At 68.9% G+C, this 13060-nt stretch carries 9 protein-coding genes; 1 reads left to right on the top strand and 8 read right to left on the bottom strand.

Annotation, left to right across the window (positions count from 1 at the left end; genetic code table 11):
* Positions 1–9: 9 nt before the first annotated feature.
* Positions 10–1740 carry a peptidoglycan D,D-transpeptidase FtsI family protein gene (locus tag ASG62_RS02285; RefSeq protein ID WP_056694239.1) on the top strand — a complete coding sequence of 577 codons (1731 nt, stop codon included), beginning with the start codon at positions 10–12 and terminating at the stop codon, positions 1738–1740.
* Between the two features lie 217 nt (positions 1741–1957).
* Here ASG62_RS02285 and guaD read toward each other — a convergent pair whose 3' ends face one another.
* The 8 genes from guaD to xdhB form a co-directional block, all read right to left on the bottom strand.
* Positions 1958–3352 carry a guanine deaminase gene (gene guaD / locus ASG62_RS02290; RefSeq protein WP_082537219.1) on the bottom strand — a complete coding sequence of 465 codons (1395 nt, stop codon included), beginning with the start codon at positions 3350–3352 and terminating at the stop codon, positions 1958–1960.
* A gap of 148 nt (positions 3353–3500) precedes the next feature.
* Positions 3501–4730 (bottom strand): urate hydroxylase PuuD, encoded by a 1230-nt coding sequence (locus ASG62_RS02295; RefSeq protein WP_056694237.1) that lies wholly within the window; start codon positions 4728–4730, stop codon positions 3501–3503.
* A 228-nt stretch (positions 4731–4958) separates the two neighbouring features.
* Positions 4959–5990: a BMP family ABC transporter substrate-binding protein gene (locus tag ASG62_RS02300; RefSeq protein ID WP_056694928.1), complete on the bottom strand. Its 1032-nt coding sequence runs from the start codon at positions 5988–5990 to the stop codon at positions 4959–4961.
* 98 nt (positions 5991–6088) lie between these two features.
* On the bottom strand, positions 6089–7015 hold the full coding sequence (locus tag ASG62_RS02305) for an ABC transporter permease (RefSeq protein WP_056694235.1): 927 nt from the start codon (positions 7013–7015) through the stop codon (positions 6089–6091).
* Positions 7012–8139: an ABC transporter permease gene (locus tag ASG62_RS02310; protein WP_056694233.1), complete on the bottom strand. Its 1128-nt coding sequence runs from the start codon at positions 8137–8139 to the stop codon at positions 7012–7014. The genes ASG62_RS02305 and ASG62_RS02310 overlap by 4 nt, the downstream gene beginning before the upstream one ends.
* On the bottom strand, positions 8129–9670 hold the full coding sequence (locus ASG62_RS02315; RefSeq protein ID WP_056694232.1) for an ABC transporter ATP-binding protein: 1542 nt from the start codon (positions 9668–9670) through the stop codon (positions 8129–8131). The genes ASG62_RS02310 and ASG62_RS02315 overlap by 11 nt, the downstream gene beginning before the upstream one ends.
* Positions 9660–10565 (bottom strand): xanthine dehydrogenase accessory protein XdhC, encoded by a 906-nt coding sequence (xdhC, locus tag ASG62_RS02320; protein ID WP_056694231.1) that lies wholly within the window; start codon positions 10563–10565, stop codon positions 9660–9662. Before xdhC ends, ASG62_RS02315 begins: the two co-directional genes overlap by 11 nt.
* Before the next feature lie 70 nt (positions 10566–10635).
* A complete protein-coding gene (gene xdhB, locus ASG62_RS02325) occupies positions 10636–13038 on the bottom strand; it encodes a xanthine dehydrogenase molybdopterin binding subunit (protein WP_082537163.1) in 2403 nt (800 codons plus the stop codon).
* Positions 13039–13060 lie beyond the last annotated feature (22 nt).

Here is a 13060-nt window from a genome sequence, read left to right on the forward strand (position 1 = left end):
GGAGGCGGCATGCTGAACCTGAAATCGCTCCCGATCCGTCTTCCCAAGCGCCTCGGCCGCGCCAAGGCGGCGCCCGAGGCCGCGATCGCGCCGGCGGGCTTCCTGCCGCGCAAGCGCGGCCAGAAGTCCCGCTTCCTGCTCGCCACCGGTCTCTTCTGCACGATCTACGCCGTGATCGGCGGCCGGCTTCTCTTCTTCGGCGCGACGGAGACGAGTTCGAGCGGCATGCTGGCCTCGATCGCCGGCCCCGTCACGCGGCCCGACATCGTCGACCGGCACGGCAAGGTCCTCGCGATCGACATCAAGACGGCCTCGCTCTTCGCCGAGCCCAAGCGCATCGTCGACGTCGACGAGGCGACCGAACTCCTGCGCACCGTCCTGCCCAATCTCGATCCCGAGACGCTCTACCGCAAGCTCTCCAACTCCAAGCAGGGCTTCGCCTGGCTGGAGCGCAAGCTCACCCCCCGCCAGCAGCAGCAGATCCTCTCGCTCGGCCTGCCCGGCATCGGCTTTCGCACGGAGAAGCGCCGCTTCTATCCCGGCGGCTCGACGGCGGCCCATATTCTGGGCCTCACCAACATCGACAATGCCGGCATCGCCGGCATGGAAAAGTACATCGACGACAGCGGCTTCTCCGATCTCCAGGCGAACGGGCTCGCCGGCGGCGACCGGCTGGAGCCGGTCAAGCTCGCCATGGACCTCTCGGTCCAGCACATTCTGAACGACGAGATCGTCGGCGCGATGAAGCGCTACCGTGCGGTCGCGGCCGGCGCGGTCGTGCTCGACGTCGAGACCGGCGAGATCATCGCCATGGCCTCCGCCCCGACCTTCGATCCCAACGAGCCCGGCGACGCGCTGAAGAAGGAAAACCTCAACCGCATCTCGGCCGGCACGTTCGAGATGGGCTCCACGTTCAAGATCTTCACCACCGGCATGGCGCTGGATTCGGGCAAGGTGAACATGAACAGCCGGATCGACACGACGCCCTTCCGCGTCTCCGGCCACACGATCAAGGAGTTCCACAACAAGGGCTCCTCGCTCACCGTCCCCGAAATCTTCAAATACTCCTCCAATGTCGGCTCCGCGCGCGAGGCGGACATGGTGGGCGTCGAGGGCCACAAGGAGTTCCTCACTCGCCTCGGCCTCCTCTCGCGCATCAAGACGGAGCTGCCCGAGACGGCGATGCCGACGCAGCCGAAGACCTGGAAGAAGATCAATTCGATGACGATCTCCTTCGGCCACGGCGTCTCCACGACGCCGCTGAACACGGCGGTCGCCGCGGCCGCCCTGATCAACGGCGGCTGGTACATCCCGCCGACCTTCCTGCCCCGGACCAAGGCGGAGGCCGACGCGGTGAAGACGCGCGTCGTCAGCGAGAAGACCTCGGCCGACATGCGCGAGATCTTCCGCATCAACGGCATCGAGGGCTCGGGCCGGCAGGCCAACGTCCCCGGCTTCCATGTCGGCGGCAAGACGGGCACCGCCGAGAAGGTCGAGAATGGCCGCTACAACCACTCCAAGCGCTTCAACGCCTTCGTCGGCGCCTTCCCGATCGAGAAGCCGCGCTATGTGGTGCTCACCATCGTCGACGAGCCGCAGGTCGAGCCCGGCAAGCCCAACGCCCAGGCCGGCTGGAACGCCGCCCCGATGGTCGGCAACATCGTCCGCCGCTCCGCCGCGCTTCTCGGCGTCAACCCCGACTTCGGCCCGGTCGGCAAGGCGCTGATGGTGAAGTTCTAAAGCGAGGCGGAGGCGAAGGGTCAAACGGCCGCGCTCCACGGCACCCCCCTCTGCCTGCCGGCATCTCCCCCGCAAGGAGGGAGATCAGGCTTACCTCTGCCGTAACGAGTTCGATCTGCCGCCAAAGCTGCCGATCTCCCTCCTTGCGGGGGAGATGTCCGGCAGGACAGAGGGGGGTGCCTCCCTCAGACCTCCCCAAGCCCCGATCGACCCGCTTTTACTGCTGATCCCCCAGCGGATCGAACCCCGGCTCGGCGAGGCTCGGCGCGTCCGGCCGCTCCGGCAGGGACGGCCCGTCGAAGTTCTGCCGGTCGTGGCGCTTCACGCCGGCCGCATAGGTCGCGACCACCGAGCGGTCGTCGCCCATGGTCAGAAGAACGAAGAGCTCCTCCGCCAGCGTCTCGCAGCGGCCCATGCGCCGGCGCATGGCCGGCGTCGCGCCGGTGTCGAGCACGACGAGATCGGCCTCCAAGCCGGGCTTCAGCGAGCCGATCCTCGCCCCCAGCCCCATCGCCTCGGCATTGCCGGCGGTCATCATGTGGAAGGCCTCGAAGGCCGGCAGTGTCTGCCCCTTCAGCGCCAGGACCTTGTAGGCCTCCGCCCCCGTGCGCAGCATGGAATAGCTGGTGCCGCCGCCGATATCGGTGGCGAGCCCGATCCGCGCGCCGGCCGCCGCGACCGCCGCCCGGTCGAAGAGGCCGGAGCCGAGGAAAAGGTTCGAGGTCGGGCAGAAGACCGCCGTCGCCCGCCGCTCGCCGAGCACGGCCAGCTCGCGCGCCGTCAGATGGATGCAGTGCCCGAACAGCGCCTTCTCGCGAACGAGGCCATGCGCCTCGTAGACGTCGAGATAGTCGCGGGCCCAAGGGAACAGCTCCGCCACGAAGGCGATCTCGGCGAGGTTCTCGGAGAGATGCGTCTGAATGTGCATGTCCGGAAACTCGGCGGCCAGCGCCCCCGTCGCCTCCAGCTGCGCCTTCGTCGAGGTCGGCGCGAAGCGCGGCGTGATCGCGTATTCGAGCCGCCCCTCGCCGTGCCAGCGCTCGATCAGCGCCTTCGACTGGTCGTAGCCGGACTGCGGCGTGTCGAGCAGCGCCGCCGGCGCGTTGCGGTCCATCATGACCTTGCCCGCGACCATGCGCAGATCGCGGCGCCGAGCCTCCGCGAAGAAGGCGTCGACCGAGACGGGATGGCTCGTGCAGTAGACCGCGGCCGTCGTCGTGCCCGAGCGCAGGAGTTCGTCGACGAGGAAGACCGCCGCCTCGCCCGCGACCTCGGGATCGCCATAGCGGCTTTCCTCGGGAAACGTATAGCGCGCCAGCCATTCCATCAGTTCGGCCCCGTAGGAGCCGATCACCTGCGTCTGCGGCATGTGGAGATGGGGATCGACGAAGCCGGGCATCACGAGATGCGGCCGGTGGTCGATCACGCGCGCGCCCTCGGGCAGGCCGGCCAGCAGCTCGGACGCCGCGCCGATCGCGGTGATCCTGCCGTCCTCCAGGCGAAGAAGCCCGTCTTCCACAAAGACCGGCGCGCCGCCCTCGGCCACGGGCTCGAACGAGATCAGCCGGCCGCGGATCGCGGTGACGGTGGATGGGGCGGGAAGAATGGTCATGATGTCGGCTCCGACGAAATCGCTCTCACGATGGACGGAACTCACCCCATCGACGACGAAGACTCCCGCGGTCGAAACCCGGAAGACGTCCCTCCGGTCGGCTCGACACCCGTTGGGCGCGAGAGGACGAGGGACGGAGACCCTCTATCTAGCTGATTCCCAACCACTGCGCGAGCACCTCTCGCTCGGCCGGCTCGAGGCCGGTGATGTTGCCGGGCGGCATGGCATGGCTGCGAACCGCCTGCGCCGAGATGCGGGCGGCGTTGAAGATCATGTCGTCCGGCGTCTCCAGATAGACGAGCTTGGGCGCATGCGAGAGGCCCGGCCAGAGCGGCTCGCGCTGGTGGCACATGGAGCAGCGCGACTGCACGATGCCCTGAACCTCTTCGAAATCAGGCGAGGCCGCGAGCGCGACCTCCGGGTCCTTGCGCCATTCCCGCGCCGCGCCTTCCACCGGCTCCGGCGCGGAACGCCAGCCCGGCGAGCCCGACAGGGTGATGACGGCGGCGAAGAGAAGACCCGCCACGACCCAGCACCACCAGAGCTTCTGGTGCGTCTTGTGGAACGTGTTGAAATAGTGCCGGATCACCGCGCCCATCAGCAGCACGAGGCCGGCGATCGCCCAGTTCCATTCCGTGGCGAAGGCCAGCGGATAGTGGTTGGAGAGCATGAGGAAGACGACGGGCAGCGTCAGGTAGTTGTTGTGGAGCGAGCGCTGCTTGGCCTCCGCGCCGAGCCGCGCCTCCGGCACCTTTCCGGCCTTCAGGTCGGCCACCACGATGCGCTGGTTCGGGATGATGATCATCGCGACGTTCGCCGTCATGATCGTCGCGATCATCGCGCCGGTGTGGAGCATCGCGCCCCGGCCGGAGAAGAGCTGCGAGAAGATGTAGCTGGCCAGGACCACGTAGAGGAAGAGCGCGGCGAGCAGCACCGTGTCGTTCTTCTTCAGCGGCGACTTGCAGAGATAGTCGTAGACGACCCAACCGAGCGCGAGGCCCACGACGCCGATCGCGGTCGCGCTCCAGGGCGAGAGGTCCGCGCGCTCGGGATCGATCAGATAGAGCTCGGCGCCGAGATAGTAGACGAGGAAGAGCAGCGCGAAGCCCGACAGCCAGGTCGCGTAGCTCTCCCATTTGAACCAGGTCAACTCCTCCGGCATATGCGCCGGCGCGACCATGTATTTCTGGATGTGGTAGAACCCGCCCCCATGCACCTGCCACGCCTCGCCGCCGACGCCCGGCACCGGCTCGCGCTGCCGGCGCAGGCCGAGATCGAGGGCGATGAAGTAGAAGGACGAGCCGATCCAGGCGATGGCGGTCACGACATGCAGCCAGCGCACGGCGAACTGCAGCCATTCGGAAATGTAGGTGCCCATGGGCAAGGCCTCGCAGCGGGTTCGCCATTGAACAGGTAAGCGACGGCGGGAGGCACCCCCCTCTGCCTGCCGGCATCTCCCCCGCAAGGAGGGAGATCAGGCTGATCGCAGACGTCGAAACTGACGATCTCCGTCTTTGCGGGGGAGATCGCGGCCCCCTCGACAAGGGCTCGGAAGGCCAGAGGGGGGTGCCTCGCACCCGCCCCCGAACCCGCTGGGCGCCGCCCCTTACGACGCGACGCCTTCCACGTACCAATCCATCTTCAGCAAATCGGCGTCCGGAACGACCGTGCCCGCCGCGATCTTCTCGGCGCCGGACTGGTCCTTGATGGGGCCGGTGAAGATGTTGAAGGTCCCCGCCTTCGTGTCGTCCACGACCTTCTGCGCGGCCGCCTTCACGTCCTCCGGCATCTTGGCGTTGAAGGGGCTCATCTCGACGAAGTCCTCCTTCATGCCGCCCCAGACGTCGCCGGGCTTCCAGCTGCCGTCGAGGATCGCTTGAACGGAGGAGACGTAGTGCGGCCCCCAATGGTCGACGATCGCCGTCATATGGGCGTTGGGCGCGAAGCTCGTCATGTCCCAGGCCTGACCGAAGGCGATGGCGCCGCGCTTCTCGGCCTCCTGCAGCGGACCCGGCGAATCCGTGTGCTGCGTGATGGCGTCCGCGCCCTGGTCGATCAGCGCGGAGGCGGCCTGCGCCTCCTTGGCGGGATCGTACCAGGAGTTCACCCAGACGACCTGCGTGGTGAAGGCCGGGTTGATCTTGCGGGCGGCGAGCGTGAAGGCGTTGATGCCCATCACGACCTCGGGGATCGGGAAGGAGGCGACGTAGCCGCCCTTGCCCGACTTCGACATCATGCCGGCGATCGTGCCGAGCACGGCGCGGCCTTCGTGGAAGCGCGAATTGTAGATGCCGAGATTGGCGCCGGTCATGTAGCCGGTCGCATGCTCGAACTTCACGTCCGGGAACTGCTTGGCGACCTTCACCGTCGGCTGCATGAAGCCGAAGGACGTGGCGAAGACGATGTCGTTGCCCGCCTGCGCAAGTTGGCGGATGACGCGCTCGGCGTCGGGCCCTTCCGCGACGTTCTCCACGAAGCTCGTCTCGACCTTGTCGCCGAGCTTCTCGACCAGGAACTTGCGGCCCTGGTCGTGGGCGAACGTGTAGCCGAAGTCGCCGACGGGGCCGACATAGACGAAGGCGGCCTTGACCTTCGCCTTCGGCTCCTGCGCGAAGACGCGCGTCACCATGCCGGGCATGGCGGAGGCGGCAAGCAGCGTGGCGCCCGTGCCCATCAGGCGGCGGCGTGTCAGATCGATCATGGAAGTCTCCTCTCGAAAGGCGGGATCGTGAAGCGTCAGGCGCTCGCCCGGAAGGGCTGGCCGAGGCAGGCGGGGGCCGCCGTCGCCCGTCCCTTGCGCCCGATCGAGATCAGGGCGAGGACGAGGATGGTGGCGAGATAGGGAAGGCTGGACAGGAATTCGGGCGCCAGCATGGAGAAGCCCGCGGCCTTGGCCTGCAGCTCCAGCGTCAGCACCGCGCCGAAGAGATAGGCGCCCAGAAGCAGCCGCGCCGGACGCCAGGAGGCGAAGACGACGAGCGCGATGGCGATCCAGCCGCGCCCCGCCGTCAGCCGCTCCGCCCACATGGGCGTCAGCACCAGCGAATAGTAGGAGCCCGCAAGCCCCGCCATGGCCCCGCCGAAGAGCACCGCGAGATAGCGCACCTTCAGGACGGGATAGCCGATCGAATGAGCGGCGCTGTCGGATTCGCCGATCGCCCGCAGCACCAGCCCGGCGCGCGAATGCTTGAGGAACCACCAGACCGCGACGGTGAGGACGAGCGCCAGATAGACCAGCGGCGAATGGCCGAAGACGAGGCGCAGAACGGGATCGGCAGCGAGCTCCGGCGGAAAGAGCAGCCCGAGCGTTCCGGTCGTGATGCCGACGAAGGGCGCTCCCGCGAGCGCCGAGACGCCGGTGCCGAAGATCGTCAGAGCCAGCCCGGTCGCGACCTGATTGGCCGTCAGCGTCAGCGTCAGATAGGCGAAGATCAGCGAGGCCGCCGCGGACGCCCCCATGGCCGCGACGGCGCCGAGCGCGGGCACGCCGGTCGTCACCGAGACGGCGAAACCCGTCACCGCGCCGATCAGCATCATGCCTTCGACGCCGAGATTGAGAACGCCCGACTTCTCGACCACCAGCTCGCCGAGCGCCGCGATCAGGATCGGCGTCGCGGCGGCCGCGACCGTCATCAGGATGGAGACGAGAAGCGCGGTCGTCATGCGGCGGCTCCCTCGCCGGCGGATGCGTTGGCGGACGATGCCGGTGCGGCGGCGACGGGCGCGGACGGGCGATCCGTCGTGATCCGGTAGCGCACCAGGATATCGGCCGCGAGTAGGAAGAAGAGCATCATAGCCTGGAAGACGCCGGCGGCCGCCGCTGGCAGGCCGATGGTCGTCTGCGCGGTCTCGCCGCCGACATAGGTCAGCGCCAGAACCAGCGCGGCGAGAAGAATGCCGCCCGGATGCAGCCGCCCGAGAAAGGCGACGATGATCGCGGTATAGCCGTAGCCCGTCGGAAAGGCCGGCACCATCTGCCCGAAGGGCCCGGCGACCTCGAGCACGCCGGCCAGCCCCGCGGCCGCCCCGCCGAGCGCGAGCGCCAGCCAGACCGTGCGCTTCTCGTAGAATCCGCCATAGCGCGCCGCATCCGGCGCCAGGCCGACGACGCGGAGCTGAAAGCCCGTGACCGTGCGCGCGATGAAGAACCAGACGGCGAGCCCGAGCGCGGCGGCGATCGGAATGCCGATATGGATCAGCGTTCCCGGGATCGCGATCGGCAGCGTCTGCCATTCGGAAAAGAGCACCGTCTGCGGGAAGTTGAACCCCATCGGGTCCTTCCAGGGCCCGCGCATCAGATAGTAGAGAAGCTGGATCGCGACGTAGTTCAGCATGAGGCTGGACAGGATCTCGTTCACGCCGAGCTTCGTCTTGAGAAAGGCGGGGACCGCCGACCAGACGATGCCGCCCAGGACACCGCAGACGATCATGGCCGGCAGAATCCAGGCGCCCGTCATCTCGTGCGTGGCGAGCGCGAGGCCGGTGCCGGCGAGACCGCCCAGCACATACTGCCCCTCCGCCCCGATGTTCCAGACATTGGCCCGAAAGCCGACCGACAGCCCGATGGCGATGATCGCGAGGGGCGCTGCCTTCACCAGGAGGTCCTGCCAGCGATAGGCCGAGAGGAGCGGCGAGACGAAGATCTGCCAGATCGCGCCGAGCCCGTCATAGCCGAGCGCCGTGAAGACGACCGCGCCCGCGACGACGGTCGCCAGAACCGCGATGACCGGCGAGGCCAGCATCATCGCGCGGCTCGGCACGAGCCGCTTCTGCAGCTTAAGCCCCATGCGGCACCGCCTCCGGCAGGACGGCGCCCGGAGCGGGCTCGGCGCCGTGCACTCCGCCCATCAGGAGCCCGATCTCCTCGATCGAAACGCCCTTCACGTCCATCACGCGCGACAGGCGCCCCTCGTTGATCACCGCGATCCGATCGGAGAGTTCCAGAAGCTCGTCGAGATCCTGGCTGATGACGACGATCGCGGCACCTTTGGCGACGAGGTCGATCATGGCTTGGCGGATGAAGCCGGCGGCGCCGGCATCGACGCCCCAGGTCGGCTGGGAGACGACGAGCACGGTCGGCGCCTGCCCGATCTCGCGACCCATGATGAACTTCTGCAGATTGCCGCCGGAGAGGCTGGAGGCCAGCGCCTTGGGCCCCGTCGTGCGCACGCCGAAGGCCTCGATCACGGAACTGGCATAGGCGGTCGCGGCGCCCGGCTTCAGGAAGCCGCGCGAGCTGAGCGAACGCCGCGTGCGGGCCGAGAGGATGGCGTTTTCCATGAGCGACATGCCGGGCACGGCGGCATGGCCGTTGCGCTCCTCCGGCACGGTGGAAAGTCCGCGCCGGCGCCGCGCGGTGACGCCGAGATGGCCGATGGGGGCACCGTCGATCGCGATCGTGCCCGACGACGGCTTCTCGCCGGCGAGCACAGCCACCAGCTCGTTCTGCCCGTTGCCCGCGACCCCGGCGATGCCAAGGATCTCGCCCCCGCGCACGCTGAACGCGATGTCCTTCAGCGCCGTGCCGAAGGGCTCCGCGCCCGGCGCGGACAGGCCGGAGACGGCGAAGCGCTCGGGCCCGTAGACGCGGGCCTCCTTCGAGGACAGGTCCTTCAGCGCCCCGCCGATCATCATCTCGGCCATGGAGCGCGTCGTCTCCTCGCGCGGATCGCAGGTGGCGACGACCTTGCCGAAGCGAAGGATCGTCGCGCTCTCGCAAAGGGCTTTGATCTCGCCGAGCTTGTGGGAAATGTAGAGAATCGAGCAGCCGCCGGAGCTCAGCTTTCTCAGCGTCTCGAAGAGCTTCTCCACCTCCTGCGGCGTCAGGACCGAGGTCGGCTCGTCCATGATGAGGAGCTTGGGATCGGTCAGCAGCGCGCGCACGATCTCGATGCGCTGGCGCTCGCCGACGGAGAGCGTGTGCACGTCGCGATGGGGATCGAGCGCGAGGTCGTATTGCGCCAGCACCGAGCGGATGCGCGCTTCGAGCTCCCGGCGCGGGGGCGGATTGTCCATGCCGAGCGCGATGTTCTCCAGAACCGTCATCGCCTCGAAGAGCGAGAAGTGCTGGAACACCATGCCGATGCCGAGCCGGCGCGCCTCGCGCGGGCTGTCGATGACGACCTGCTTGCCGTCCCAGAGGATGGCGCCCTCGTCGGCGCGCTGCACGCCGTAGATGATCTTGACCAGCGTCGACTTGCCCGCCCCGTTCTCGCCGAGCAGCGCATGGATCTTGCCGGGAGCGACGGAGAAGGACACGTCGGAATTGGCGACGACGCCCGGGAAGCGCTTGGTAATATGGGCGAGTTCAAGTCGCATGGGGCGCCGCTGATGCTGAAATGGTCGAACCCTCCGTCTGCCCACTATTGCATCGGCGTTTCGACTTCGCCAAGGGCGCCCCGACATTTTCCTCGCGTTTCGCGAGCAGAACCTGCGCCAGTTCCGCGACCGTCAGCGCGGCGATGACCTCGGGCCGCTTGTCGCGCAGGGCCGACCCGCCGATCGGCAGCGTCAGCCCGGCGATCAGGCTCTCCCGACCCGCCTCGCGCAAGCGCCGCAGAAAGGTCGCGCGCTTCGTCGCCGAGCCGATCATGCCGACATAGGCCGCGTCGCCCCGCGCCAGAGCCGCCTCGGCGATCAGGAAATCCAGCGCGTGATCGTGCGTGACGACGACATAGGCCGTGCCGGGCTCGGCCTTCGCGACGGCCTCCTCCGGGACCGCGAGCGCCCGCGCGTCGAGCCCCTGCGGCAGGTCCGCCAGCCGCTCCGGCCGCGTGTCGACGACTCCCGTTCGAAACGGCAGCAGCATCAGCGCCCGCGCCAGCGCCTGCCCCGTATGCCCCGCCCCGAAGACGAGCACCGCCGGCAACCGCTTCAGCCGCTCCGCCTCCCGCGCCTCCTCGGCCGCGAGCAGCGCTCCGTCGGCGCGGGCAAGCTCCAGCCGCACCCGCCCGCCGCAGCACTGGCCGATCGCCGGCCCGAGCGGCACGTCGAGCCGGGCCGCCCCGCGCCCCTCTGCCACCATCGCCCGCGCCTCGTCGATCGCCATCAGCTCCAGCCGCCCGCCCCCGACCGTCCCGACCGCCGCGTTCGCCGTCACCAGCATCGCCGCGTCGGTCTCCCGCGGCGTCGAACCGAGCGCCTCGGCGACGCGGACGAGAACCGCAGGGGTGCCGGCGGCGACGGCCGAACGGAGGGCGGGGAGGACGGTCATCGGATAGCGGAACGGTCGGAGGGGCCGTCGGCGGGAGGCACCCCCCTCTGCCTGCCGGCATCTCCCCCCATCACCGCCCCCGCACCGCCTCGACGGCGGCGAGAATGCGCTCCGGCGTCGCGGGCGCGTCGAGATCGGGGAACGCCCGGCCCTCGCCGGCCGCCAGAACCGCGTCCGTCAGCGCCGAGAAGACCGAGATCGCCAGCATGAAGGGCGGCTCGCCCACCGCCTTCGAGCGGTAGATCGTCTCGGCGCGGTTGCAGCCCTTGTCCCAGAGGGCGATGCGCAGGTCGTCCGGGCGGTCGTTGGCGGTGGGGATCTTGTAGGTGGAGGGCGCGTGGGTGCGAAGGCGGCCGGCTTTGTCCCACCAGAGCTCCTCCGTCGTCAGCCAGCCCATGCCCTGGATGAAGCCGCCCTCGATCTGGCCGAGGTCGAGCGCGGGATTCAGCGAGCGGCCGCAATCGTGGAGGATGTCGGCGCGCAGAAGCCGGTTCTCGCCGGTCGCCGTGTCGATCGCGACCTCCGCGCAGGCGGCGCCATAGGCGAAGTAGTAGAAGGGCTTGCCGCTCGCGGTCTCGCGGTCGTAGCTGATGCCGGGCGTCGCGTAGAAGCCCGTGGAGGACAGCGACACGCGCGCCAGATAGGCCTCGCCGACGAGGTCGGAGAAACTCTTTTCCTCGTTGCCGATGCGCACCCGGTTCGGCAGGAAGACGACCTGATCGGCCGGCACATGGTAGCGCTCGACGGCATAGGCGACGAGCCGGTCCTTGATCGTGCGGCTCGCGGCCTGCGCGGCCATGCCGTTGAGGTCCGAGCCGGAGGAGGCCGCCGTCGCGGACGTGTTCGGCACCTTGGCCGTCGTCGTGCCGGTGATGCGGATGCGATCGACGTCGATCTGGAACTCCTCGGCGACGACCTGCGCGACCTTGGTGAAGAGCCCCTGCCCCATCTCCGTGCCGCCATGGTTCAGCGCGACGGAGCCGTCCTTGTAGACATGGACGAGCGCCCCGGCCTGGTTGAGGTGGCTCGTCGTGAAGGAGATGCCGAACTTGACGGGCGTCAGCGCCAGGCCCTTCTTCAGGACGCGGTTCTCGGCATTGAACGCCGCGACCGCCGCGCGCCGCGCCCGGTAGTCCGACGAGGCCTCCAACTCCTCCACCATCTCGGCGATGACGCTGTCCGTCACCTCCATGTGGTAGGGCGTCAGCGCGCCGCCCTCGGCCGGATAGAAATTGCGCTTTCTCAGATCCAGCGGATCGAGCCCCAGCTCGAAGGCCGCCTTGTCCATGGCCCGCTCGATGCCGACCATGCCCTGCGGCCCGCCGAAGCCGCGAAAGGCGGTGTTGGAGACCGTGTGCGTCTTCAGCCGCCGCGAATGGATGCGCGCGGCCGGCAGCGCATAGGCGTTGTCGGCGTGGAACATGGCGCGGTCCGCGATGGCGCCGGAAAGGTCCTTGGAATAGCCGCAGCGGATGAGATGCCCGACATCGGCGCCGACGATCCGCCCTTCTTCGTCGAAGCCGAGATCGTAGCGGATGCGCGCCTCGTGGCGCTTGCCCGTCATCTCCATGTCGTCGTCGCGGTCGAGCCGGCACTTCGCCGCCCGCCCGGTCCTTGCCGCCGTCAGCGCGGCGACGGCGGCGAAGAGCGCCGGCTGGCTCTCCTTGCCCCCGAAGCCGCCGCCCATGCGCCGGATCTCCACCGTCACCGCATGGTCGCTGAGGCCGAGGGCCTTGGCCACGTTGTGCTGCACCTCGGACGGATGCTGCGTCGAGGAGCGCACGGTGACGTCCCCGTCCTCGCCGGGAATGGCGACGGCGATCTGCCCTTCCAGATAGAAGTGGTCCTGCCCGCCGAGCTCGAGCGTGCCGGACACGCGCTTCGCCGCCCCCGCCAGCGCCGCTCCGACATCTCCGAGCCGCATCTCGTGCGCCGGAAGAAGATCGGCGCCCGCCGCATCCGCCAGCCGCTCCGCCTCGTCGATCGTGATCGCGGCGGGCAGATCCTCGTATTCGACCCTGGCGAGCTTCGCCGCCCGGCGCGCCAGATCCAGCGTCTCGGCCGCCACCGCGAAGATCGACTGGCCGACATATTCGACATGGCTTTCGGCGAAGATCGGATCGTCGCCGAAGACCGGGGAATAGTCGTTCTTGCCGGGAATGTCGGCCGCCGTCAGCACCAGGGCCACGCCCGGCGCGGCGCGCACGGCGGCAAGGTCCATCGAGACGATCCGCGCATGGGCCCGCGCGGACATGGCGATGTAGCACTGCAGCGTGCCCGGCAGTTCCGGGTCGTCGTCGATGTAGCGGGCCGCCCCCGAGACGTGCTTGGCCGCGCTGTCATGGGCGAGCCGCGCCGCCACGCCCCCGGCGATCGCCTCCTTGATCGGCGGCAGTCCATGGTCGAGATCGGGCACGATCGTGCCGGCCTCACCGCGATCCTGGATGCGGGTCTCGCCCAGCTCTTCGCTCATCGCCCCCCTCCGCTCAACCGAC

The organism is Aureimonas sp. Leaf427 (assembly GCF_001425485.1).
Classification (GTDB): Bacteria; Pseudomonadota; Alphaproteobacteria; order Rhizobiales; family Rhizobiaceae; genus Plantimonas.